The sequence below is a fragment of the Streptomyces sp. NPDC014991 genome, from assembly GCF_043080665.1.
Taxonomy (GTDB): Bacteria; Actinomycetota; Actinomycetes; order Streptomycetales; family Streptomycetaceae; genus Streptomyces.
This window is the reverse complement of the sequence record NZ_JBIBVY010000011.1, coordinates 183,427-205,104: the sequence shown is the minus strand read 5'-3', so window position 1 is coordinate 205,104 and position 21,678 is coordinate 183,427. Positions and strand designations below refer to the sequence as shown.

Here is a 21,678-nt window from a genome sequence, read left to right as displayed (position 1 = left end):
CCACACCCGCCTCCCAGCCGGCTCGTCCCCGGCTGCCATCCTCGCCGCGGACCGGACCCGCCCGGCGCGCGCCACGCCGCCCGGGACGTGACGCGGAAGCCTCCCGCCCGGTCCGGCCGGTGTGCCGAACCGGCCCTGATCCCGTCACGGCCGTGTCACAGGACCGCCACACGGGAACCCGGGCCCCCGGCGACCGGTCTGTGCACGTGAGTACCGGCGCCGCCGGTCGTCCTGGACACACACCGCAGACAACGGGGGACCCCATGCAGAACCGACACACCAGCCACGTCACCGCGGCGGCCCTGGCCGCCGTCGTCACCGCCCTGTCGCTGACGGCCTGTCAGTCGGCGAGCGCGGCGCCGGCTGCCGGGGCGCCGGCCGCCACGGCCCCTTCCTCCAGCGCCACTTCGACCGCGGTCCCTTCCTCCACCGCCACCGTCATCCGGACCGCCACCGCCACCCGGCCCGCGTCAGCCGTGCCCGCCCCGGCCGCCACCGCGCCGGTCTGCGCGGCGAAGGCGCTGAAGGTGACGGCGTACCAGGCGGCCGACCGCCCCAGGGGCACCGGCACCGGGGCGGCGATCGTCCAGTTCACCAACGTCTCCGCGAAGGCGTGCGTGCTGCGGGGCCACCCGACGGTGGCCGGGGCGGGCAACGGTTCGCCCCGGCACTCCGTCCCGCTGAAGGTGACCCGTAAGGGCACCGCGTCCGCCGTGCGGGTGGCCCCGGGCGGCAAGGCCTGGCTGAAGCTGACCTTCGTGCAGGTGCAGGGTGAGGGAGACGGGTACTGCGTGTCCGGCGCGACGCCCTCCGTGTTCCCGACGCTGGTGGTCGGCCTGCCCGGTGCCGGAGCACACCAGGTCGCCCTGAAGGACGGGCTGTTCGCCGAGTGCGACAACAAGGTCACCGCGACGGCGGTCTCGTCGGTGAAGCCCTCCTGATCCGGCGGAGACCGCACCGACCGGTGTCCTGACCTCACCGGTGCCCCCGCCCGGCCGCCGTTCTCCGCCGGGCCGGGGGCCCGCCGCTGTGTGATCTCCTCCATTGCGGTCGTGGCGCCGCCCCTGTGAGTCTCACCTCGAACGATTTTCCGAAGAACTGTTATCGGCACCGCGCCCAGCGGTCTCCCTGGTAACGGACAGCATCGTTCGGCGTCGAGGACAGGGAAGCTCTGATGAGGACACAGCACACGGTGGACACGGCGGCACTGGTCGACGCCGCCCGAGGGGGAGACTCGGCCGCGCAGGACGCCCTGGTCAGCGCCTACCTCCCGCTCGTGTACAACATCGTGGGGCGGGCCCTGAACGGTTCGGTCGACGTCGACGACGTGGTCCAGGAGACCATGCTCCGGGCCCTCGACGCGCTCGGCGACCTGCGGACGGCCGAGAGCTTCCGCTCCTGGCTCGTGGCCATCGCGATGAACCGGGTCCGGGCGCACTGGAAGGACCGGCAGCTCGCCCCCGGCGCCGTCGAGGAGGCAGCCGACGTCGCGGACCCGGGCGCCGACTTCGTGGACCTGACCATCGTCCGGCTCCAGCTGTCCGGCCAGCGTCAGGAGACCGCCCGCGCCACCCGCTGGCTGGAACCGGACGACCGGGAGGTGCTGTCGCTGTGGTGGCTGGAGTGCGCCGGTGAACTGACCCGGGCCGAGGTCGCCGCGGCGCTGGGCGTGCCGCCGCAGCACACCGCCGTACGGGTGCAGCGGATGAAGGCGAGACTGGAGTCGGCCCGCGTGGTCGTACGGGCGCTCGACACCCGGCCGGCCTGCGCGGAACTGCGCGGTGTACTGGGCTCCTGGGACGGTCTGCCTTCCGCCCTGTGGCGCAAGCGAATAGCCCGGCACGCCCGCGACTGCGCGCGGTGCAGCGGACTGTGGAGCGGTCTGCTGCCCGCGGAGGGGCTGCTGGCCGGACTGGCGCTGGTCGCCGCGTCACCGGCGCTGCTCGCGACGGTACGCTCCGCGATGGCCGGCACGACCACGGCCGGCATGACCATCACCAGCATGACCACGACCGGCTCGGCCGCACCCGCCGCGCCGGACGCGGAAACCGCCCGCCTGGCCGCGGACGCCGGGCAGGCCGGGGACGCCGGCCCGGACGCGGGCGACGCCGGCGCGGAACCGGGCGGCACGGGCGGTACCGGTACGGGCACCCGGGGCGGTCGCCGGCGAACGACGGCCCGCGACGAGGCGCGCCGACGCCGGCGCAACCGGCGCCGGGCCGTCGGGGGAGCCGTGGTCGCGGCCTGCGTCACGGGTGGCGGCCTCTGGTACTTCGGCACCGGCTCCGGGCCGCACTCCGGGAACGGCACCGCCGCGCACACCACCGGCGCTCCCGTCGTCGACATGGCGGCCCCCCGGGCCGTGGACACCTCGTCGTCGCCGTCGGCGTCCCCGTCACCGTCCGCGTCGCACTCGAAGAAGGCGAGCGCCTCCAAGAGCCCGAGTCCGGCCCGCACGAGCAGTACGTCCAAGGCCCAGCGCACCACGCGCGTCACGCCGAGCGCCACCCGGACCGCGCCCGCGCGGACACAGCCGGCGCCGGCCCCGGCGCCCGCGGGCACGGTGGCGCAGGTGGTCGCCCTGGTGAACAAGGAGCGGGCGGCCGCCGGGTGCGGTTCGGTCACCGAGGACGCGCAGCTGGACAAGGCCGCGCAGGGGCACTCCGACGACATGGCCGCGCGCGGTTTCTTCGACCACACCAACCCGGACGGCGCCGGCCCCGGCGAGCGCATCACCGGTGCCGGCTACCGCTGGTCCACCTACGGCGAGAACATCGCCCAGGGCCAGCAGACCCCGCAGACGGTGATGAACTCCTGGATGCACAGCCCCGGTCACCGCGCCAACATTCTCAACTGCTCGTTCAAGAACCTCGGCGTGGGCGTCCACAACGGCTCGGGCGGCCCGTGGTGGACCCAGGACTTCGGCACCCGACTCTGACGCCGGCACCCCTCACCGGGCGGTGGCGAAGTCCTGCGTCCAGTAGCTGCCGGGCTGCGCGAGACCGACGCCGATCTCCTGGAACGAGCAGTTGAGGATGTTCGCCCGATGGCCCGGGCTGGACATCCAGCCCGCCATGACCTGCTCCGCCGTGCTGTAGCCGTACGCGACGTTCTCGCCGTAGCTGCTCCAGGCGTAGCCGGCACCGGTGATGCGGTCGCCCGGGGCCGACCCGTCGGAACCGGTGTGCGACATGTTCTGGTGGGCCGCCATGTCCGCACTGTGCGCCTGCGCGGCTCGGGTCAGCGCCGAGTCCGGGGTCAGGGCCCGGCAGCCGGCCTTGGCCCGCTCGGCGTTGACCAGCCGCACGATCTCGGCGGTCACCCCGGAGGCCGTGGCGGTGGGCTTCGGGGTGCTCGGTGCGGCAGGGGCCGCGGAGGCCGGCGCCGAGGCGGTGGCCGTGGGGGTCCCGGGAGCAACGGTCCTCTCGGGCGCGTGGGTGGTGGCCTTCTCGGTCGGGCTCGGGTGGGCCGTCGGACGGGCCGTGGTCCTCTTCGGGGCGCTCGCGGGGGCCGTGGCCCGGGGCGTGGGCGGCGGCGTGGTCCGCGGCACTCCGGCGTCCTGACCGTTGCGGTGGTGATGCCGGTGCGCGTACTGCCACTGCCCGACGGGTGCACTCGTCGCGGCGGCTTGCGACTGTTCGTCGGGGCCGTACGGCCACTCGGAACAGGCCAGGGCGACGGACGGTACGCCCACGGCGCCGATGGCGAGGGCGGTCATGACTATCCGCCGGTAGTGCTTCGTTCTGCGGTGCTGGCCCATACGTCAACCTCACTCGGTGATCGCCGAGCGCTCATTCTCGGGACGCCTTCACAGACAGCGCAAAGAGCCCCTCTTACTAGCTCGCCTAGTAGGTCCGCTCGACCCTTGTCAGGCGGGCCGGAAGGTGCTGACTTCGCGACAGTGACGTTTGCGCGTTCGTGTCTGACCGTCAGAAAGGCGGTAACGGCGGCGAACCAGATGGGGTGCTGAACGGCCGGCGCGCCGCCGTACGCGATGTGGTCGTGCACACGGCAAGCCGGACAAATCCCTTATGTCATCAGGGTGCTTCCTACTATGCGGAGCGCTTAGTGGCCGACCTCGGTGTGATGGATGTCTCGTCCCTGCCCGACGGGCGGGACGCCGGCCCGTCGGCGGCGGAGCGGGGAGGCCGGCAGGTGAGGGGCGTGTGGCGCACGGGTACCCGGCGACCTGTGACACCCGTCCGACCCGTGCAGAAGGAGATCCGATGAGCGAGAACACCCCGTCCCAGGCCGAGGGCGAGCGGGAGGACGACGCTCCCGAGACGGAGCAGCCGCCGCGCACCACCCCGTCCCAGGCGGAGGGGGCGGACCCGGACGACGAGGAAGCGGACGACGCGTGAGGGAGGCGTCATGGGCGCGACACACACCGGCGTCCCCGAGGTGCTGGACGCGCTGAACGACGTGTCCTACCCGGCCGGCAGGGACAGGCTGCTCTCGGCCGCGCGGGAGGCGGGCGCCTCGGAGGAGGTCGTCAGGGCGCTGTACGGCATTCCCGCCGAGGAGTACGGCGGCCGGGAGGCGGTGGTGCGGGCGCTCCGGGCGGACCCGGACACCGACCTGGGCCACGACGCCGCGCAGCGGGCGCCACAGGCCCGGCACCGCGGCAGACCCGGGGTCGCGCAGCACCTGCGGGACGAACCGAAGACCCCGATCCACGAGGAGTTCGACCGCTGAAGCGCGCACGGTCCGCCTGCCTGCCTGCTCGCCCGTCCCGACCGGCTCCCGGCAACCCCGGTCGAACGGCCGGGCGGTTCGCCTGCGGCTCGTACCCGCGTCGCCCGGGGCCGCCTTGACGCTCCCGGGGCGCCGATCTAGCGTCAGCGAACATGTCCGGACAGGTAGGGCAGGTGGCTCGGTGACGGCCTCTCCGCGGGACTCCGCTTCCCAGGACCCCCTCGGCAGCGGAGCCACCGGTCGCCCGATCCAGGTGGAGACGCACGGACTCGACGTGATCGGGGACGCGGAGCGCAGGGGCACCCCGCGCATGCTGTTCATGCCCTGGTTCGGCGCGAACGTCTCCGTGCTCGGCCTCGGCTACGGCGCCTTCGCGTTCGGCTTCGGCATCTCCTTCTGGCAGGCCCTCACCGCCGGTGCGCTCGGCATCGTCGGCTCCTTCCTGCTCTGCGGCTTCGTCGCGGTCGCCGGAAAACGCGGCTCGGCACCCACCATGGTGCTGAGCCGGGCCGCGTACGGTGTGCGCGGCAACCGGCTGCCGTCCGTCGTCTCCTGGATGCTCACCGTCGGCTGGGAGACCGTCCTCGTCGCACTCGCCACCATGGCCACCGCGACGGTCTTCGGCCGCCTCGGCCGGGGCGGCGGAACCTGGACCGAGGCCGTCGCCCTCATGGTGGTCGCCGCACTGACCGTCGTCGGCGGCGTCATGGGCTTCGACCTGATCATGCGGCTACAGACACTGATCACCGTGCTCACGGGCGTGCTCACCGTCGTGTACGTCGTCCTCGTCGCCGACCACGTCCACTGGAGCACGGTCAGTGCCGTCCCGGCGGGGTCGGCGCAGGAGTTCATCGGGGCGCTGGTGTTCATGATGACCGGCTTCGGGCTCGGCTGGGTCAACGCCGCCGCCGACTACTCCCGCTACCTGCCCCGCGGTTCCTCCGGGCGGGGCGTGGTCGGCTGGACCACCTTCGGCGCCTCCCTGGCCCCGCTGCTCCTCCTGGTCTCCGGCCTGCTGCTGGCCGGTTCCTCGGAGGAGCTGAGCACGGCTGTCGCGGCCGACCCGATCGGCGCGCTGACGACGATCCTGCCGACCTGGTTCCTGGTGCCGTTCGCCGTGGTCGCCGTCCTCGGCCTGGTCGGAGGGGCCGTCCTCGACATCTACTCCTCCGGCCTGGCCCTGCTCTCGGCCGGACTGCGCGTCCCCCGCTACGTGGCCGCGTTCTTCGACGGCGTCCTGATGATCGCGGGCGCGATCTACATCGTGTTCCTCACCGACGACTTCCTCGGCCAGTTCATGGGCTTCCTCACCACGCTCGGTGTGCCCGTCGCCGCCTGGTCCGGTGTCATGCTCGCCGACCTCGCCCTGCGCCGCCGCGACTACGACGACGGCGACCTCTTCCGGCCGCACGGCCGCTACGGCAACATCCCGCTGCCGCCCCTCCTGCTCACCCTCACCGCCACGGCCGCCGGCTGGGGACTGGTCACCAACACCGCCGCGAGCTGGCTCACCTGGCAGGGCTATCTCCTGGAGCCCTTCGGCCTCGGCGGCAGGACCGGCGCCTGGGCGTACGCCAACCTGGGCGTCCTGATCGCCCTGGCGCTCGGCTTCCTCGGCACGCTGCTGTCGGGCCGCGGCCGGGTACGCGCCCAGGAGGCACAGGCGCCGAGCCCGGTGCCCGACGGGGAGGTGTTCCCCGTATGACCGCCGGACACTCGGCCGTCCCCGGGGCGGTGCCGGACGCATGACAGCCGGGCATCTCGTCGTCATCGACATGCAGCGCGTCTTCGCCGACCCGGAGAGCCCCTGGGGCACCCCGCGCTACGCCGACGCGGCAGCGGGCGTCCGCGCCCTGCTGCCCGGCTTCGCCGGCCGTGTCACCTTCACCCGCTTCCTGGCCCCCGCGCGGCCGGCCGGCGCCTGGCGGGCCTACTACGACGAGTGGTCGTTCGCCCGTCAGCCCCCGGACGCCCGACTCTGGGAGCTGACCGACGAGTTCGCCCGCTCGGCGGACCACGTCCTGGACACCGCCACGTTCGGCAAGTGGACGCCCCGACTCGCCGAACGCGTCGGCTCGGACGGCCGCCTCGTCCTGGCCGGCGTCAGCACCGACTGCTGCGTGCTGTCCACCGCCCTCGCCGCCGCCGACGCCGGCACCGAGGTGCTGGTCGTGGCGGACGCCTGCGCCGGCGTGGACGACGACTCCCATCTCAGGGCGCTGCGCACCATGGAGCTGTACCGGCCGCTGATCCGGATCACCACCATCGCCGGCCTGCGTGCGGAGGCCGGGCCGTGAACGTCGTCCCCGTCGAGCACCATCAGGTCAGCGGGACTCCCCCCGGGAGTTCCGGGCCGGCGGCCACCCGGCCGGTCCGCGGTCGCCCGGCGAACACGCCCTCGCCGAACGGTTCCGCGTCAGCCGTACGACGATCCACGCGGCCCGCGCCGAACCGACCGGGCCGGGCCTGATCACCACCCGCACCGGCAAGGGTTCCCACGTCCCCCGGAGGGGGAGGGGTTCGTCTGCGTGGAGGGGACCCGGGAGGCGGCCGGGGACGGGACCCTCATGGCTGCGAACGCGGTTTCCCGCCGCTTGTGCCCGGCATCCACGAGCTGCCCGCCCGGGGTCTTGGCGGTGACGCGCCCAGTGACGCGCTGCCGTGGACCGGGCCGCGACCCGACCACCGGGAACGGCGGGTGCCCGGGGCGGCGGATCGACGCCCGGGGGCGGAGTGGCTGCGACGCGTCCCGGGGAAGTGGTTCCTGGCCGTCCGGCGCACCGGCCGGACGGCCTGCGGCCCCTGCGCCGTGCGCGTCGTCGGCCTGTTCGACCCGGTCACGTCGGGCCGGCCCTCGCCTTCGGCCGAGCCGCCACGGGCACCGCGCGGGAACGAGGACGCGCCCCCGCGGAACACCGGACGACCTGAGCCCCGGCTGCCGGCCGGTCACCCAGCGGGAACCGGGGCGGCCCCGGCCCGGCGTCGCTCGCCCGCGCCCCGCCCCGGGAAGGTGACGACCGCGCCCACACGGTCCACCAGGCCCGCCCGGTGACCTCCCGCCGCTCCCCACGCATGCCGCGGACCCCACCGGGTACGCGAGGCGGAGCACGTCCGGGCGGCAGCCTGCCCGGCCGCCCGTAACACCGCCGCTACCTGGGGATCTGCCATGGACATACCCGCACACGACGACTCGCCGACGCCGACGCCGGCCCAGCGGGCACTGGACGCGCTCGCCGTGAACGCCGAGGACCAGACCGCCCTGGACACCCTCGCCCACAGTGAGGTACTCGTCCCGGTCCCGGACGACGCGGTCAACGGGGAGGGCGTCGACGCCTCGACGGTGGCGCTGCCCGTCCTCGAACAGCCCGGGGGCGACCAGATCGTCCCGGTGTTCACCTCGGAGGGCGAGATGGCCGAGCTGCTGCCGTACGTGTCGCGCTACCGCCTGATCCCGCTCGGCGCACTCGCCTCGCAGTGGCCCGACGAGGACCTCTCCCTCGCCATCGACGGCAGCTCCGCCCACGGACTGACCCTCACCTCGCAGGGCGTACGTACCCTGCTCGTCCGCTGAGCCCACGCCCGGTCCCCCCGGGAGGGGAGTGAAGGCGCGTCCGGCGCCGTGGCCCGGCCGCCGCCGTCCGTCCCGCCACAACGGTGGGAATATCCCGCCGGGCGGGCTCAGCCGCCGCTGGGGCCCTCCCGCTCGGCCAGCATGCGCCGCAGCACGGCCCGCTGGAGCGGCAGCACCTCGGCGTGCAGCGCGCGGCCCCTGGGGGTGAGCGCGACCCGCACCCCGCGCCGGTCCTCCGCGCACACGGAGCGCTCCACCAGGCCGTCCTTCTCCAGCCGCCCGATCAGCCGGGACAGGGCGCTCTGGCTGAGATGGACCCGGCCGACGAGGTCCTGCACCCGGCACCGGTCGCGCTCTCCGGGTGACTCGGTGGCCAGGACGTCCAGCACCTCGAAGTCGCTGGCGCCCAGACCATGGGGATGCAGGACGCGGTCGATCTCGCACATCGTGCGCGCGTGCACCGTGAGGATGTCCCGCCAGCGTTCCTCGAGCCGGGTCTCGGCCGTCTTGACTGCCATACCGGCACCGTAGCACCGATCCGGCCAGTCGTTGAGTGTGCAACTAATGGTGCGGTCCGGGCGGCCACGGGCCTCAGACGGCCGGGTCCTGGAGCAGCCCCACCAGGTTGCCGTCGCTGTCCTTGACGGAGGCGATCAGCCGGCCGCCGCCGACGTCCTGGGCGTCCTGGAGCAGTTCCGCGCCGGCGTCCAGCAGGGCCGCGAGCCGCTTCCCGAGGTCCGTGACGTGCCAGTACGGCACCGGTCCGGTCATGCCCTTCGCGTGCCCGTTCGGGTCCAGGCCGACGTCCTGCCCGGCGGCCTTGTAGCCGACGTAGTAGGGCTCGTCCGCGTACGGCTCGACGCCCAGCAGCGCGGAGAACAGGGCCTTGGCCCGGTCCAGGTCCCGCACGGGGTAGATGATCGTCTGGAGACCCGCTGTCATGGGACTCACTCCTTCGGGGTGCGTGGCCCGACGGGTTCCCGCCGGTGTTCTCAAGCTAGGGCCTGAGATCCCGCCACGGCTTCTCCGATCCTGACCGGTTACGGCCCCCACCCGTGCCGGGAGGCGGCCGGCGGCCGCCCTCCGTCACGTCGACTCGCGCCGGACCAGCTCCGTCGGCAGGATCACCGCCGCCGGGTCCTCGCCGCCTATCTGGGCGAGCAGCACCCGCACCATCTCGGTGCTGATCCGGTCCCACGGCTGCCGGATCGTGGTGAGCGCCGGACTGGCGGCGGTCGCCGCGGGCGAGTCGTCGAAACCGCCTACGGCGATGTCGTCCGGCACCCGCTTCCCGGCCCGGTGCAGGGCCGCCAGCACACCCTGCGCCATCAGGTCGGAGGCGACGAACACGGCGTCCATGTCCGGCGTCCGCGCCAGCAGCCGCTCCGCACCGGCCTCACCGCTGGCCCGGCTGTAGTCGCCGGAGACGACGAGCCGCTCGTCGGCCGCGATGCCCGCCTCGGCGAGGACCTCCCGGTAACCGGCGAGCCGCTCGACACCGCCGGGGGTGTCCAGCGGGCCGGTGACCACGCCGATCCGCCGGCGCCCCAGCGACAGCAGGTGCCGGACCATGTCCCGTGCGCCGTCCCGGTCGTCGGCGGCCACATAACTCACCTTCGAGCCGAGCCCGATCGGCTTGCCGCAGGCGACCAGCGGCACCCCCGCCTCCCGCAGCTCCTCGGCCACCGGGTCACCGGAGTGGCTGGAGACCAGCAGCACCCCGTCGACATGGCCGGCCGTGATGTACCGCGTGATCCGCCGCCGTTCGTCCTGCGTGCCCGCCAGCATCAGCAGCAGCGGGACGTCGTGCGCGGCCAGCGCCTGCGTGCAACCACGCAGCAGGACGTTGAAGTTGGGGTCCTCGAAGAACCGCTCCTGCGGCTCGGTCAGCAGGAAGCCGACGGAGTCCGACCGTCCGGTGATCAGGGAACGGGCGTGCCGGTTGACGACGTAACCCGTCCTGCGGATCGCGGCGTTGACCGCCTCCTGGGCCGCGGGGCTGACGTAGTGCCCGCCGTTGAGCACGCGTGAGACGGTGCCGCGCGAGACACCCGCCTCGCGCGCCACGTCGTGGATCGTCGGCGGTCTGCGCCGGCCCCCCGTATGGCTCATGGTCATGACTTTACGGCCCCGGACAGCAGGTCCAGGCTCCAGAAGCGCTGAACGACCAGGAAGAGGGCGATCAGCGGAAGGACCGCGAGGAAGGCACCCGTGATCACCAGGGTGTACAGCGCGGGCGTGTTCGAACCCTGCTCCAGCAGTGTGTACAGACCCAGCGTGAGCGGGAACTTCTCGTCGTCGCTCAGCATGATGTACGGCAGCAGGAAGTTGTTCCAGATCGCCACGAACTGGAACAGGAACACGGTGACCATGCCGGGGATCATCATCGGCAGCGCGATCCGGGTGAAGATCCGCCACTCGCCCGCCCCGTCCATCCGCCCGGCCTCCACCACGTCGGCCGGCACGGCGGCGGACGCGTAGACACGGGCGAGGTAGACGCCGTACGGGGAGAGGATCTGCGGCAGCAGCACGGACAGGTAGGAGTCCGTGAGGTCGGCCTTCGCCAGCAGCAGGTACTGCGGGATCGCGAGGATCACCGGCGGCATCAGCACGCCCGCGAGCAGGACGTTGAACATCGTCTCGCGGCCCCGGAAACGGTAGGTCGCGAGCGCGTACCCGCTGACCGCCGACACGGCGGTCGACAGCAGGGCGCCCAGACCGGCGTACAGCGCGGAGTTGCCCATCCACGTCCAGTAGACGCCGTCCCGGTAGGCGTTGAGGTCCGCGAGGTTGCCGGCGAGACCGGTGCCCGGCAGGAAGGTGAAGGTGGAGAACAGCTCGTGCCCGGACTTGGTCGAGGCGATCACCACCCAGGCGACCGGCAGCAGCGTGTAGACCGCGCCGAACAGCAGGGTGACCGTCGGGACCAGCGCGATCCGGCGGCGCCACGGCGGACCCTGCGCCGTACCCGGGGTGGTGCCCGCGGCCGGGGCGGCCTTGCGGACGGCAAGAGTACTCATCCTGCTTCTCCTTGACTGACGTCCCGCGTGTTGCGGCGGTTCGCGGCCCGCAGGAAACCGAACGACAGCAGCAGCGTGACGACGGCGATCAGCGTCGCCTCGGCCGCCGCCGAGTAGATGTCGTTCCGGCCGAAGGCGTCCTGGTACACCTTCATCAGCGGACTCCAGGTCGTGCTGACGGAGTTGGTGAGCGGCTTCAGGGTGGTCGGCTCGTTGAACACCTGGAGCGTCGCGATGATCGAGAAGAAGAAGGTCAGCACCAGCGAGGGCACCACCATCGGAATCTTGATCCGTAGGGCGATCTGCGTGGGGGTGGCGCCGTCCAGCTTCGCCGCCTCGTACACCTCCGCAGGGATGGACCGCAGCGAGGTGTAGATGACGATCATGTTGAAGCCGGTGCCGCCCCAGACCGCGATGTTCGACAGGGCGAGGAAGAGCGGCCCGCCGTCCAGCAGGTCCGGCTGCGGCAGGCCCAGCCGGTCGAGCACGAAGTAGAACGGGCTGACGTCCGGCAGGTACAGGAAGCCCCACAGCAGCGCGGCGACCACGCCGGGGATGGCGTACGGCAGGAAGATCGCGAGCCGGGTGACCGGGGCGAGCCGCACCTTCTCGGAGTCCAGCATCAGCGCGAACAGCAGCGCGAGGCCCAGCATCACCGGGACGACGACGCAGCCGTAGCCGAGCACGCGCAGCGCGCCCCGCAGCAGCTCGCTGTCCTGGAAGGCCTCGGTGTAGTTCTGCCAGCCCGCCCACACCTCGGTGCGCGCACCAGAGCCCAGGCCCAGGCCCGAGACGTGCACCTTGCGGAAACTGAGCCAGACCGCGTAACCGATGGGCAGCGCGAAGAAGAGGGCGAACAGCAGGGTGGCGGGAACCAGGAAGACATAGGGCGCGCTGCGCGCCCGGCGGACGGTGCGGGCAGACGGGTGGCCGTACGGGGCCCCCTCGGCCCCGTACCACGTCCGGCCTGCGGAGCTGGCGGAGCTGCTCACCGGGAGACCTCGAAGCCCTGCTTCTTCATGTCGGCGACCGTGTCGTCCTGCATCGTCCCCAGGGCGGCGGTGAAGTCCGACTTGTTCTTCGCGGCGGCGCCGAAGGCGTCCTTGAAGGACGTGTAGGCGACGTTCACGTTCGGGCCCCACGCGGAGGGTGCGGTGGTCTTCGCGATGGCGGCGGCTCTGGTGTAGAAGTCCGGCTGGTTGGCGAAGAACGCCGGCGGGTTGGAGAAGGCGCCGCTGAGCTGGGCGGAGGTGGAGGCCGGGTAGATGCCGCTCTCCTTGGCCAGCGCGTTGAGGGCGTCGTGGTCGGTGTTGAGCCAGGCCGCGAACTCGGCGGCGGCCGTCTGGTGCGCGGAGTCGGTGGTGACCGCCGTCGAGGAGCCGCCCCAGCTGCCGGTGGCGTCCTGGTCCAGCGACCACTGGGGGAGCGGGGCCATGGCCCACTTGCCCTTGGTGTCCGGCGCCGCCGTGGTCAGCGTGCCCGGCGCCCACACGGCGCTCACCCAGGCGATCTGCTTGCCGGTGTCGAGCGCCTTGTTCCAGGAGGGGGTGTACATCGGCTGGTTGTCGATGACGCCCTCCTCGACCAGGCCGCCCCAGAACCCGGCGACCTTGCGGGTGGCCGCGTCGTCGATCGCGACCTTCCACTTGTCGCCGGACGTGGTCCACCACTTGGCGCCGGCCTGCTGGGCGAGCCCGGCGAAGAGGCCGGAGTCGTTGGCGGAGAAGGTGGTCAGGTCCTTGTCCGGCGCCTTCTTCTTCAGCAGGCGGGCCGTCTCGGCGAACTGCTCCCACGTGGTGGGGACCTTCAGGCCGTACTTCTCGAAGAGGTCCGCGCGGTAGTAGAACATCATCGGGCCGATGTCCTGCGGCACCGCGTAGACGGCGTCCGTGCCGAGGGTGGTCTGCTGCCAGACGCCGTCGGCGAACTTGTCCTGGACGCCGCCGACCTCCCGCGAGATGTCGGCCAGCGCGTCATTGCTGACCAGCGTCGGCAGCGCCTGGTACTCGGCCTGCACCAGGTCGGGGGCCTTCTTCGCCTTGTGCGCGGTGAGGATCTTGGTGACCAGCGTGTCGCCGGACGCCTGCTTCTTCACCGTGACGGTGATCCGGTCCTTCTTGCCCGGCCCCTTGTTCCACAGGTCCACGACCTTGTCCATGCCGGGGGTCCAGGTCCAGTACGTCAGCGAGACGGGACCCGACTCGGCCTTGCTGCCGTCCTCGGAACCGCAGGCGGCGAGGGCGGTGGCACCGAGAGAGACGGCGAGGGCGGTTGTCACGAGGCGGCGGCGCTTCGTGTGCGGCATGGTTTCTCCCCTGACCTGGGCCCCCACCCGCTGCGGGGACCTGCCATGCAGATGTGCACGTTCACATGACCCGGGTGCTCCCGCCTGGGAGAGCCCCTGCCATGCTTCTGTGAGCGTTCACAGTAGAGAAACATCCCGGACACTTGTCAATGGTTGTTGCTGTGCGGTTATGTTGGGCTCGCGCCGCTGACGATGTGTGTGCACGTTCCCAAATGATCGATTTTCCGGGAGGCATCCATGCCTGACATCAGCCCCAGGGGCCTCACCAGGCTCGCCTTCGGAGGGGACTACAACCCCGAGCAATGGCCGGAGTCCGTCTGGCAGGAGGACGTCCGGCTGATGCGCGAGGCCGGCGTCACGATGGTCAGCGTCGGGATCTTCTCGTGGGCCCTGCTGGAACCCGCACCGGGGGAGTACGACTTCGGCTGGCTGGACCGGGTCATCGGTCTCCTCCACGACCACGGCATCCGCGTCGACCTCGGCACACCGACCGTGGTGCCTCCGGTCTGGTTCTACCGGGCACACCCCGAGGCGCTGCCCGTCACCGCGGAGGGCATGCGCTACGAGTTCGGCTCGCGCGGCGCGATCTGTCACAGCAACGCCGACTACCGGGCCGCCGCCGCGGCCGTCACCACCGCGCTGGCCGAGCGCTACGGCGACCACCCGGCGCTGGCGATGTGGCACGTCCACAACGAATACGGCGTCCCCGTCTCGGCCTGCTACTGCGACTCCTGCGCGGCCCACTTCCGCCGCTGGCTCGCGGACACCTACGGCACCGTCGACGCCGTCAACGAGGCCTGGGGCACCGCCTTCTGGGGCCAGCGCTACACAGGCTTCGAACAGATCAACCCGCCCCGGGCCACCCCGACCGCCGGCAACCCGGGCCAGGCGCTCGACTACCGGCGCTTCGCCGACGCCACCGTCCGGGAGAACTTCCGCGCCGAACGGGACATCCTGCACCGCCTCGCACCGGGCGTACCCGTCACCACCAACTTCATGACCGCCCTCAGCCAGTGCGACTCCATGGACTACTGGGCCTGGGCCCGCGAGGTCGACCTCGTCACCAACGACCACTACCTGATCACCGACGGCCGCCGCACACACGTCAACCTCGCCATGGCCGCCGACCTCACCCGCTCGGTCGCCGGCGGGGCCCCCTGGCTGCTGCTGGAACACTCCACGTCGGGTGTCAACTGGCAGCCCCGCAACCCCGCCAAGGCCCCCGGCGAGATGGCCCGCAACTCCCTCGCGCACATCGCCCGCGGCTCCGAGGGCGCGATGTTCTTCCAGTGGCGCCAGTCCCGGCGCGGCGCCGAGAAGTTCCACTCGGCGATGCTCCCGCACGGCGGCACCGACACCCGCGTCTGGCGCGAGGTGGTCGAACTCGGCTCGTCCGTCGAGGCGTTGAGCACCGTCCGCGGCACGCGCACCGAGGCCGACGTGGCCATGCTGTGGGACTGGCAGTCCTGGTGGGCGCAGAACCTCGCCTGGCGCCCCAGCGAGGACCACGACCCGCGCGAGCGCGCCGACTCCTTCTACGAGGCTCTCTACGACCGCCACCTCACCGTCGACTTCGCCCACCCGGAAGCCGACCTGTCGGCCTATCCCCTTGTCGTCGTGCCGGCCCTTTACCTGATGACGGAAGCGGCCGGGGACAACCTCCGGAAGTACGCCGAGAACGGCGGCACGCTCGTGGTGTCGTACTTCTCCGGCATCGTCGACGAGCACGACGCCGTGCACGAGGGTGCCTGCCCGGGCGCGCTGCGCGACGTCCTCGGGCTGACCGTGGAGGAGTTCTCGCCGCTGCTGAAGGACGAACGCGTACGCCTGACCGCTCCGGACGGCTCCGCGCTGACCGGGGACGTGTGGAGTGAGTTCGTCGTCCCGCGCGGCGCCGAGACCGTGTGGACGTACGCCGACGGGCTCACCGCGGGCCACCCGGCCGTCACCCGGCACCGGACCGGCCGGGGCACCGCCTGGTACGTCTCCACCCGCCTCGACGCCCGGGGCCTGGACACGGTCCTCGCCGGGGCGGCCGGCGACGCCGGGCTCCCCCCGCGCGCCGACCTGCCCCGCGACGTCGAGGTCGTGCGCCGCAGCGGCCCGTCGGGCACCTACCTCTTCGCGGTCAACCACACCACCGGCGACACCAAGGTGCCGCTGGACACGTCCGGCACCGAACTGCTGACGGGCGAACGCGCCGCGGGCCGCCTCGCGGTCCCGGCGGGAGCCGTCCGGGTCGTACGACTCGACGGCTGAGCCGGCTCCCCTCCGTCCGCGTGTGCCACGAGAGCCGCGGGCGGAGGGGTTCTCCTCCGGCCCCACCGGAGGACACCCTCCCCAGTTACGTCGAAGGGACGACGGACGATGAAGTTCCATCCCAGACGCACCATCAGGGCCCTGCTGCTGCCCCTCGCGGCCGGGCTCGCCCTCACCGCCCTGCCCCCCCAGAGCGCCCAGGCCGCGAGCACCCTCATCAACGGCGGCTTCGAGTCCGGCGGTTCGGGCGCGGCCACGCCCGCCGGCTGGTCCGAGTACGGCGACACGGGCGCCTCGTACACCGAGTCCGGCGGCCACGGCGGCAGTTACCGCCTCAGCCACTACTCGGCGTCCGCCTACAAGGTGGAGACCTACCAGTACCTGTCCGGGCTGACCAACGGCACCTACACCCTCACCGCGTGGGTCCGCTCCAGCGGCGGGCAGAACGCGGCCTACCTCGCCCTGAAGAACTGCGGCAGCCCCGAACAGCGCACGGATCTGCCCGTCTCCCCCAGTGGGTGGATACGCATCGTCACGCCGGTCGAGGTGACCGGCAACCAGTGCACCATCAGCGTCAACAGTGACGCCCACGCGGGCAACTGGATCAATGTCGACGATGTGACCTTCACGTCCGGCACCACCGGCACCACCGGCACCTCCGTCCACGGAGCCGACATCTCCTCCCTCGCCAAGAGCGAGGCCAAGGGCGGCGTCTACCGGACCGGTTCCGGCGCCGCCGGCGACGCCCTGGCCGTCCTCAGGTCGTCCGGCATGAACTACGCCCGCCTGAAGGTGTGGGTGAACCCGGCCGACGGCTACAACGACAAGGCCCACGTCCTGGCCATGGCCGAACGCGTCAAGGCGCAGGGCATGAAGCTCCTGGTCGACTTCCACTACTCGGACACCTGGGCCGACCCCGGCGCCCAGACCAAGCCGGCCGCATGGGCGGGCCACAGCTACAGCCGCCTCAGGACGGACGTGTACAACCACACGTACGACGTGCTGAGCGCCCTGAAGGCGCAGGGCACCACCGCCGACATGGTCCAGGTGGGCAACGAGATCAACGGCGGCATGCTGTGGTCCGAGGGGTCCACGGACAACTGGAGCCAACTGGCCGGACTGATCAACTCGGGCTACGACGCCGTCAAGGCGGTCAACTCCTCCACCCTCGTGGCGCTGCACCTGGCCAAGGGCGGGGACAAGGCCGGCACCGAGTGGTGGTTCGACAACGCCCTCGCCCACGGAGTGAGGTTCGACGCGATCGGCCTGTCGTACTACGGGTACTGGCACGGCCCGCTCGCCGACTTCCAGACCACCCTGGACGACGCGGCCTCCCGCTACGGCAAGCCCGTCTTCGTCGCCGAGACGGCCTACCCCTTCCGCCTCGACAGCGACGACCCGCTCACCAACCAGATCGACACCACCGGAGAGCTGGTCCCCGGCTACCCGGCGACCGCGGCCGGCCAGGCCAGGTGGATGAACGACGTGGCGAGCATCGTGGAGGCCGTGCCGAACGGCCGGGGTCTCGGCGTCTTCTACTGGGAGGCGACCTGGACCGCCGTCACGGGCAACGGCTGGGACCCGGCCGACGCCACCTCCGGCAACGGCTGGGAGAACCAGGCACTGTTCGGCTACGACGACCGGGCGCTTCCCTCCCTGTCGTGGTTCAGCCACCGCTGAGCCGTCCGTGGCGGACCCGGTCGCACGCGGCGGCCGGGCCCGCGCCGTCCCCGGCGGACGGCGGTGCGACCGCTCCCGGTCACACCGCCGTCCGGTACCGGACAACGGGCGCCGGGTCCCGGGCGCGCCGGAGTCGCCGAGGGCCACAGTGGGAACACTGCGTAGGAGCAGGCCGGGGAGCGGAGGCGGACGGATGACGGCAACTCCCTCGGGCCGGATGCGGCAGACAATCCTCGAGTGGCTCAAGGATCCGGCGGCCCACTTCCCCGCCTCCCGCCGCGCCCTGGCCGGCAACGGTGTCACCGCTCGGGCCGTCGCCGCCAAACTGGGCGTACCGCGCCGGACCGCCACCGCGCACCTGGACCTCCTCACCCGTCTCGGCGTCCTGCGCACCCGCCGGGTCTGCTGCCGCACCTACTACCGGCGCGACGAGATCCGCATCGCCGAGGTGGCCCGGATGTTCGAAAAGGGCTGGTGAAGAAGGGACCGCACATGGACCGACCCACGGCACTCGTCCCGCTCCACCACGTCCGTCTGGGCGCCCGCGGACCGGAGGACGTCGTGGCCGACCCGCACGGACGCGTGCTGACCGGCGTGGCGGACGGGCGCGTCCTGCGCATCCACCACCCCGGCGACCCGCACGCGGTCCGCACGGAGGTGCTGGCCGAGACCGGCGGCCGTCCCCTGGGACTGGAACTCCTGCCGGACGGCGACCTGCTGGTGTGCGACGCGGAACGCGGACTGCTCCGCGTCGGCACGGACGACGGCACTGTCCGCGTGCTGGCCGACTCGGTGGCGGGGGAGCGGCTCCGCTTCTGCAGCAACGCCGTCGCCCTGCCCGACGGCACCGTGTACTTCACCGTCTCCAGCCGCCGCTACCCCCTTCACCGGTGGATCGGCGACATCGTCGAACACACCGGCACCGGGCGCCTGCTGCGGCTCGCCCCCGGCGGCGGACCCGAAGTCCTGCTGGAGGGTCTACAGTTCGCCAACGGGCTCGCCGCGAGCGCCGACGGCTCCTTCCTGGTGATCGCCGAGACCGGCTCCTGCCGCCTCACCCGCTACCGGCTCACCGGCCCCCACGCCGGACACACCGAGCCCTTCGCCGACCTTCCCGGCATGCCGGACAACCTCTGGCGCGAGGGCCCCGGCGGGCCCGTCTGGGTCGCCCTGGCCGGCCCGCGCCTCCCCCCGCTGGACCTGCTGCACCGCACCCCGCCGGCCGTCCGCCGCGGCGCCGCCCTGGCCGCCGTCCACGCGCCGTACCGGCCGAGCGGCACCGTCGGGGTGGTCGCCGTCGACGACCGGGGCCGGACCGTCCACCACCTCACCCGCCGGCGCTCCGGATTCCGCATGGTCACCAGCGTGTGCGCGACCGGAGACCACCTGGTGCTCGGCAGCCTCCTGGAGCCCGGTGTGGCGGTCTGTGCCCGGCCCACCGCCCCCTGAGGCGGCGGTACCCTGGTCCGGTCCGTGACCACCCCTCCGCACCGGGCCGCAACAGGAGACGTACCAGCATGACAGCGCCGGGCACCGAGACCCGCGGCGTCCGTTCCGCGGCACGCCGGAGGCCCGAGTGGCGCACGCAGGTGCCCGTCGTCGCGGTCGTGGCGGCCGGTGGCGCGCTCGGCGCGCTGGCCCGTTACGCCCTCACCCTCGCCTGGCCCACGCCCCCGGGCGGCTTCCCCTGGGCGACCTTCTGGACCAATGTCTCCGGCTGCGCCGTCATGGGTGTTCTCATGGTGCTCGTCACCGACGTGTGGTCCGCCCACCGCCTGCTGCGGCCGTTCTTCGGCACCGGCGTCCTCGGCGGCTTCACCACCTTCTCCACCTACGCGGTCGACGTCCACCGACTGGCCGACGCCGGCCGCCCCGGCCTGGGGGCCGCGTACCTCGCCGCGACGCTGTGCGCGGCCCTCCCGGCGGTCTGGCTGGCCTCGGCCGGCGCCCGCCGTGTGCTGGCCAGGAGGCAGCGATGACTGCACCCACCCACCGCGCCCGCCGGCTGACCGTCTGCACCGGCGAGAACGGCATCCGGCGCCACAAGCCGCTCTGCTCCGAGATCGTGCACCGCGCGCACGCCGCCGAAGACGCCGGCGCGGGCGTCCTCGCGGACCCGGACCCGGAGGGCAGGAAGTCGTGGTGAACTGGCTGCTGGCGGCCGCGGGGGCCGCCGTCGGTGCCCCCCTGCGCCATCTCACCGACCGCACGGGAGGGCCCAGGCGCCTGTCGCCCGGCCGGGCGGAGTCAGTACTGTCTACTGCACTGTCGACCTAACTCTCCTCAGAACTGGATTCCATGAGCGCCATCTCCGTCGGTCAGGCCGTCGTCCTCGGGGTAGTCGAGGGGGTGACCGAGTTCCTCCCGGTGTCCTCGACCGGCCACCTCAAGATCGCCGAGGGACTCATGGACATCCCCGTCGACGACAAGTCCGTCGTCGGGTTCTCCGCCGTCATCCAGGTCGGCGCCATCGCCGCCGTGCTCGTGTACTTCTTCAAGGACATCCGGCGCATCGTCACCGCCTGGGTCCGCGGTCTCACCGACCGCGAGGAGCGCTACCACCACGACTACAAGTTCGCCTGGTGGGTCATCGCCGCCACCGTCCCGATCGTCGTGGTGGGCCTGGCCGCGAAGCCGCTGATCGACGGCCCGCTCGCCTCGCTGTGGGTGGTCGCCGGCTCGCTGATCGCCGGCTCGGGTGTGATGTGGGCCGCCGACCAGATGGGCCGGCACAAGCGCGGCGAGGACGACACGTCGTTCAAGGACGCCATGTGGGTCGGCTGCTCGCAGATCCTCGCCCTGCTCTTCCCCGGCTTCTCCCGCTCCGGCGCCACCATGTCCACCGCGCTCATCCTCGACCTGGACCGTGTCGCCGCCACCCGGCTCTCCTTCTTCCTCGGCATCCCGGCCCTGACCGGCGCGGGCCTGTACGAGCTGAAAGACGCCCTCGGCGCGGGCGTGGGCGCGGCCCCGCTGGCCGTCGGGACCGTCGTGTCGTTCGTGGTCGCCTACGCCTCCATCGCCTGGCTGCTGAAGTTCGTCGCCAAGCACTCCTTCAACGCCTTCGTGATCTACCGGATCGTCATCGGCGTCCTCCTGCTCGGCCTGCTCGGGACCGGCACGCTCAGCAGCTGAACGTCGGACGCACGTCACCGACGGGGTGGGGGGGGGGCGGGGGGGGCCCCCCCCCCCCCCCCCCGGGCCCCGGGGGGCCCCGGGGGGGGGGGGGGGGGGGGGGGGGGGGGGCCCGGCCCCCCCCCCCCCGCCGGTGCTCTCCCGGCCCGCCTTGACAGCCCCGGCCCGGAACCCGCAGGATCACTCCCGTGAACCTGTCAGACAGCCAGACAGGTGGTCGGGCCCCTCGGCGCGTGAGCGCCATGGAGGCGGTCCTCGCCCACCTCCGGGACGCCATCGGCAGCGGCGCCTACGCCATCGGCGACAAGCTGCCCTCCGAGGCCGAGCTGTGCCGCACCCTCGAGGTGTCCCGGCCCGTCCTGCGCGAGGCGCTGCGCGCGCTCCAGACGATGGGGCTCACCGTCTCCCGGACCGGCAAGGGCACCTTCGTCGTCGCGAACGCGGTGGAGGACCCCACCTTCGGCGACTACGCGGCCAGCGACCTGCTCGAAGTGCGCCGCCACGTGGAGATCCCGGTCGCCGGATACGCGGCCCTGCGCCGCACCCCGGAGAACCTGGACCGCCTGGCCCACCTGCTGGACCGCATGGAGCGGGAGACGGACACGACCGCCTGGGTCGCCATGGACACCCTCTTCCACCTCGCCGTGGCCGAGGCCGCCCAGAACCCGGTGTTCCGCCGGGTCATCGAGGAGATCCGCGACGCACTGGCGCGCCAGTCGGCCTTCCTCAACGAGCTGGGCGGACGCCGCGAGCAGTCCGACCGCGAGCACCGGGCGATCGTCGAGGCCCTGGCCGACGGCAGCGAACACGACGCGGTGCAGGCCATGAGCCACCACCTGGACCGGGTCGAGACGACCCTCACCGACATCGTGCGCCCCCAGCGGGCAGATCCCGCCACGACGGGCGGCACGGGGACGTGAGCGCACGGCACTCCGAGGAGGCGACGCGCCTGCCGACCGCCCTCCTCGCCGCCCCGGCCGGCCGCACCCTCGGCGAACCCGTTCCGGGACCGC

Annotated in this window: 22 protein-coding genes; 15 read left to right on the top strand and 7 right to left on the bottom strand. The window is 72.7% G+C overall.

Annotated elements, in window-relative coordinates; all coding sequences use genetic code 11:
- Window positions 1-263: 263 nt before the first annotated feature.
- Both ACF1BE_RS19290 and ACF1BE_RS19285 read left to right on the top strand, forming a co-directional pair.
- On the top strand, window positions 264-941 hold the full coding sequence (locus ACF1BE_RS19290; protein ID WP_392200240.1) for a DUF4232 domain-containing protein: 678 nt from the start codon (window positions 264-266) through the stop codon (window positions 939-941).
- Between the two features lie 233 nt (window positions 942-1,174).
- Complete coding sequence (locus tag ACF1BE_RS19285) at window positions 1,175-2,938, top strand: sigma-70 family RNA polymerase sigma factor (RefSeq protein ID WP_392200239.1); 1,764 nt, start codon at window positions 1,175-1,177, stop codon at window positions 2,936-2,938.
- 12 nt (window positions 2,939-2,950) lie between these two features.
- On the opposite strand, the gene ACF1BE_RS19280 is transcribed toward ACF1BE_RS19285, so the two are convergent.
- Entirely contained in the window at window positions 2,951-3,760 is an 810-nt protein-coding gene (locus ACF1BE_RS19280; RefSeq protein WP_392200238.1) for a CAP domain-containing protein, read from the bottom strand.
- A 466-nt stretch (window positions 3,761-4,226) separates the two neighbouring features.
- On the opposite strand from ACF1BE_RS19280, the gene ACF1BE_RS19275 reads away from it, so the two are divergent.
- From ACF1BE_RS19275 to ACF1BE_RS19255, 5 genes are all read left to right on the top strand, one after another.
- Window positions 4,227-4,361: a hypothetical protein gene (locus ACF1BE_RS19275; protein ID WP_392200237.1), complete on the top strand. Its 135-nt coding sequence runs from the start codon at window positions 4,227-4,229 to the stop codon at window positions 4,359-4,361.
- A 10-nt stretch (window positions 4,362-4,371) separates the two neighbouring features.
- Window positions 4,372-4,695, top strand: coding sequence for a DUF2795 domain-containing protein (locus ACF1BE_RS19270; RefSeq protein WP_392200236.1), 324 nt, complete (start codon window positions 4,372-4,374; stop codon window positions 4,693-4,695).
- Between the two features lie 247 nt (window positions 4,696-4,942).
- A complete protein-coding gene (locus tag ACF1BE_RS19265) occupies window positions 4,943-6,400 on the top strand; it encodes a purine-cytosine permease family protein (RefSeq protein ID WP_392200281.1) in 1,458 nt (485 codons plus the stop codon).
- A gap of 40 nt (window positions 6,401-6,440) precedes the next feature.
- Window positions 6,441-6,992, top strand: coding sequence for a cysteine hydrolase (locus ACF1BE_RS19260; protein WP_392200235.1), 552 nt, complete (start codon window positions 6,441-6,443; stop codon window positions 6,990-6,992).
- Window positions 6,993-7,861: 869 nt separating this feature from the next.
- A complete protein-coding gene (locus ACF1BE_RS19255) occupies window positions 7,862-8,266 on the top strand; it encodes an SseB family protein (protein WP_392200234.1) in 405 nt (134 codons plus the stop codon).
- A gap of 107 nt (window positions 8,267-8,373) precedes the next feature.
- Here ACF1BE_RS19255 and ACF1BE_RS19250 read toward each other — a convergent pair whose 3' ends face one another.
- From ACF1BE_RS19250 to ACF1BE_RS19225, 6 genes are all read right to left on the bottom strand, one after another.
- Complete coding sequence (locus tag ACF1BE_RS19250) at window positions 8,374-8,784, bottom strand: MarR family winged helix-turn-helix transcriptional regulator (protein ID WP_392200233.1); 411 nt, start codon at window positions 8,782-8,784, stop codon at window positions 8,374-8,376.
- 73 nt (window positions 8,785-8,857) lie between these two features.
- The gene (locus ACF1BE_RS19245; RefSeq protein WP_392200232.1) at window positions 8,858-9,208 is read right to left on the bottom strand and encodes a VOC family protein; all 351 of its coding nucleotides are present in this window, start codon (window positions 9,206-9,208) and stop codon (window positions 8,858-8,860) included.
- Window positions 9,209-9,352: 144 nt separating this feature from the next.
- Window positions 9,353-10,384: a LacI family DNA-binding transcriptional regulator gene (locus ACF1BE_RS19240; RefSeq protein ID WP_392200231.1), complete on the bottom strand. Its 1,032-nt coding sequence runs from the start codon at window positions 10,382-10,384 to the stop codon at window positions 9,353-9,355.
- Entirely contained in the window at window positions 10,381-11,286 is a 906-nt protein-coding gene (locus ACF1BE_RS19235; protein WP_392200230.1) for a carbohydrate ABC transporter permease, read from the bottom strand. Before ACF1BE_RS19235 ends, ACF1BE_RS19240 begins: the two co-directional genes overlap by 4 nt.
- Entirely contained in the window at window positions 11,283-12,164 is an 882-nt protein-coding gene (locus ACF1BE_RS19230) for a carbohydrate ABC transporter permease (RefSeq protein WP_392200280.1), read from the bottom strand. Before ACF1BE_RS19230 ends, ACF1BE_RS19235 begins: the two co-directional genes overlap by 4 nt.
- A gap of 110 nt (window positions 12,165-12,274) precedes the next feature.
- Window positions 12,275-13,591: an ABC transporter substrate-binding protein gene (locus ACF1BE_RS19225; RefSeq protein ID WP_392200229.1), complete on the bottom strand. Its 1,317-nt coding sequence runs from the start codon at window positions 13,589-13,591 to the stop codon at window positions 12,275-12,277.
- 237 nt (window positions 13,592-13,828) lie between these two features.
- Between ACF1BE_RS19225 and ACF1BE_RS19220 the strand changes: the two genes are divergently transcribed.
- From ACF1BE_RS19220 to ACF1BE_RS19185, 8 genes are all read left to right on the top strand, one after another.
- Window positions 13,829-15,850 carry a beta-galactosidase gene (locus ACF1BE_RS19220; RefSeq protein ID WP_392200228.1) on the top strand — a complete coding sequence of 674 codons (2,022 nt, stop codon included), beginning with the start codon at window positions 13,829-13,831 and terminating at the stop codon, window positions 15,848-15,850.
- A 108-nt stretch (window positions 15,851-15,958) separates the two neighbouring features.
- Window positions 15,959-17,530 carry a glycosyl hydrolase 53 family protein gene (locus ACF1BE_RS19215; protein ID WP_392200227.1) on the top strand — a complete coding sequence of 524 codons (1,572 nt, stop codon included), beginning with the start codon at window positions 15,959-15,961 and terminating at the stop codon, window positions 17,528-17,530.
- A 193-nt stretch (window positions 17,531-17,723) separates the two neighbouring features.
- On the top strand, window positions 17,724-18,008 hold the full coding sequence (locus tag ACF1BE_RS19210) for a winged helix-turn-helix domain-containing protein (RefSeq protein WP_392200226.1): 285 nt from the start codon (window positions 17,724-17,726) through the stop codon (window positions 18,006-18,008).
- Window positions 18,009-18,022: 14 nt separating this feature from the next.
- The gene (locus ACF1BE_RS19205; protein WP_392200225.1) at window positions 18,023-18,979 is read left to right on the top strand and encodes an SMP-30/gluconolactonase/LRE family protein; all 957 of its coding nucleotides are present in this window, start codon (window positions 18,023-18,025) and stop codon (window positions 18,977-18,979) included.
- Between the two features lie 68 nt (window positions 18,980-19,047).
- Window positions 19,048-19,509: a fluoride efflux transporter FluC gene (locus tag ACF1BE_RS19200; protein ID WP_392200224.1), complete on the top strand. Its 462-nt coding sequence runs from the start codon at window positions 19,048-19,050 to the stop codon at window positions 19,507-19,509.
- Window positions 19,506-19,676 carry a hypothetical protein gene (locus ACF1BE_RS19195; RefSeq protein WP_392200223.1) on the top strand — a complete coding sequence of 57 codons (171 nt, stop codon included), beginning with the start codon at window positions 19,506-19,508 and terminating at the stop codon, window positions 19,674-19,676. The genes ACF1BE_RS19200 and ACF1BE_RS19195 overlap by 4 nt, the downstream gene beginning before the upstream one ends.
- Before the next feature lie 152 nt (window positions 19,677-19,828).
- A complete protein-coding gene (locus ACF1BE_RS19190; protein ID WP_392200222.1) occupies window positions 19,829-20,665 on the top strand; it encodes an undecaprenyl-diphosphate phosphatase in 837 nt (278 codons plus the stop codon).
- A 188-nt stretch (window positions 20,666-20,853) separates the two neighbouring features.
- On the top strand, window positions 20,854-21,585 hold the full coding sequence (locus ACF1BE_RS19185) for a FadR/GntR family transcriptional regulator (RefSeq protein WP_392200221.1): 732 nt from the start codon (window positions 20,854-20,856) through the stop codon (window positions 21,583-21,585).
- The last annotated feature ends 93 nt before the right edge of the window (window positions 21,586-21,678 follow it).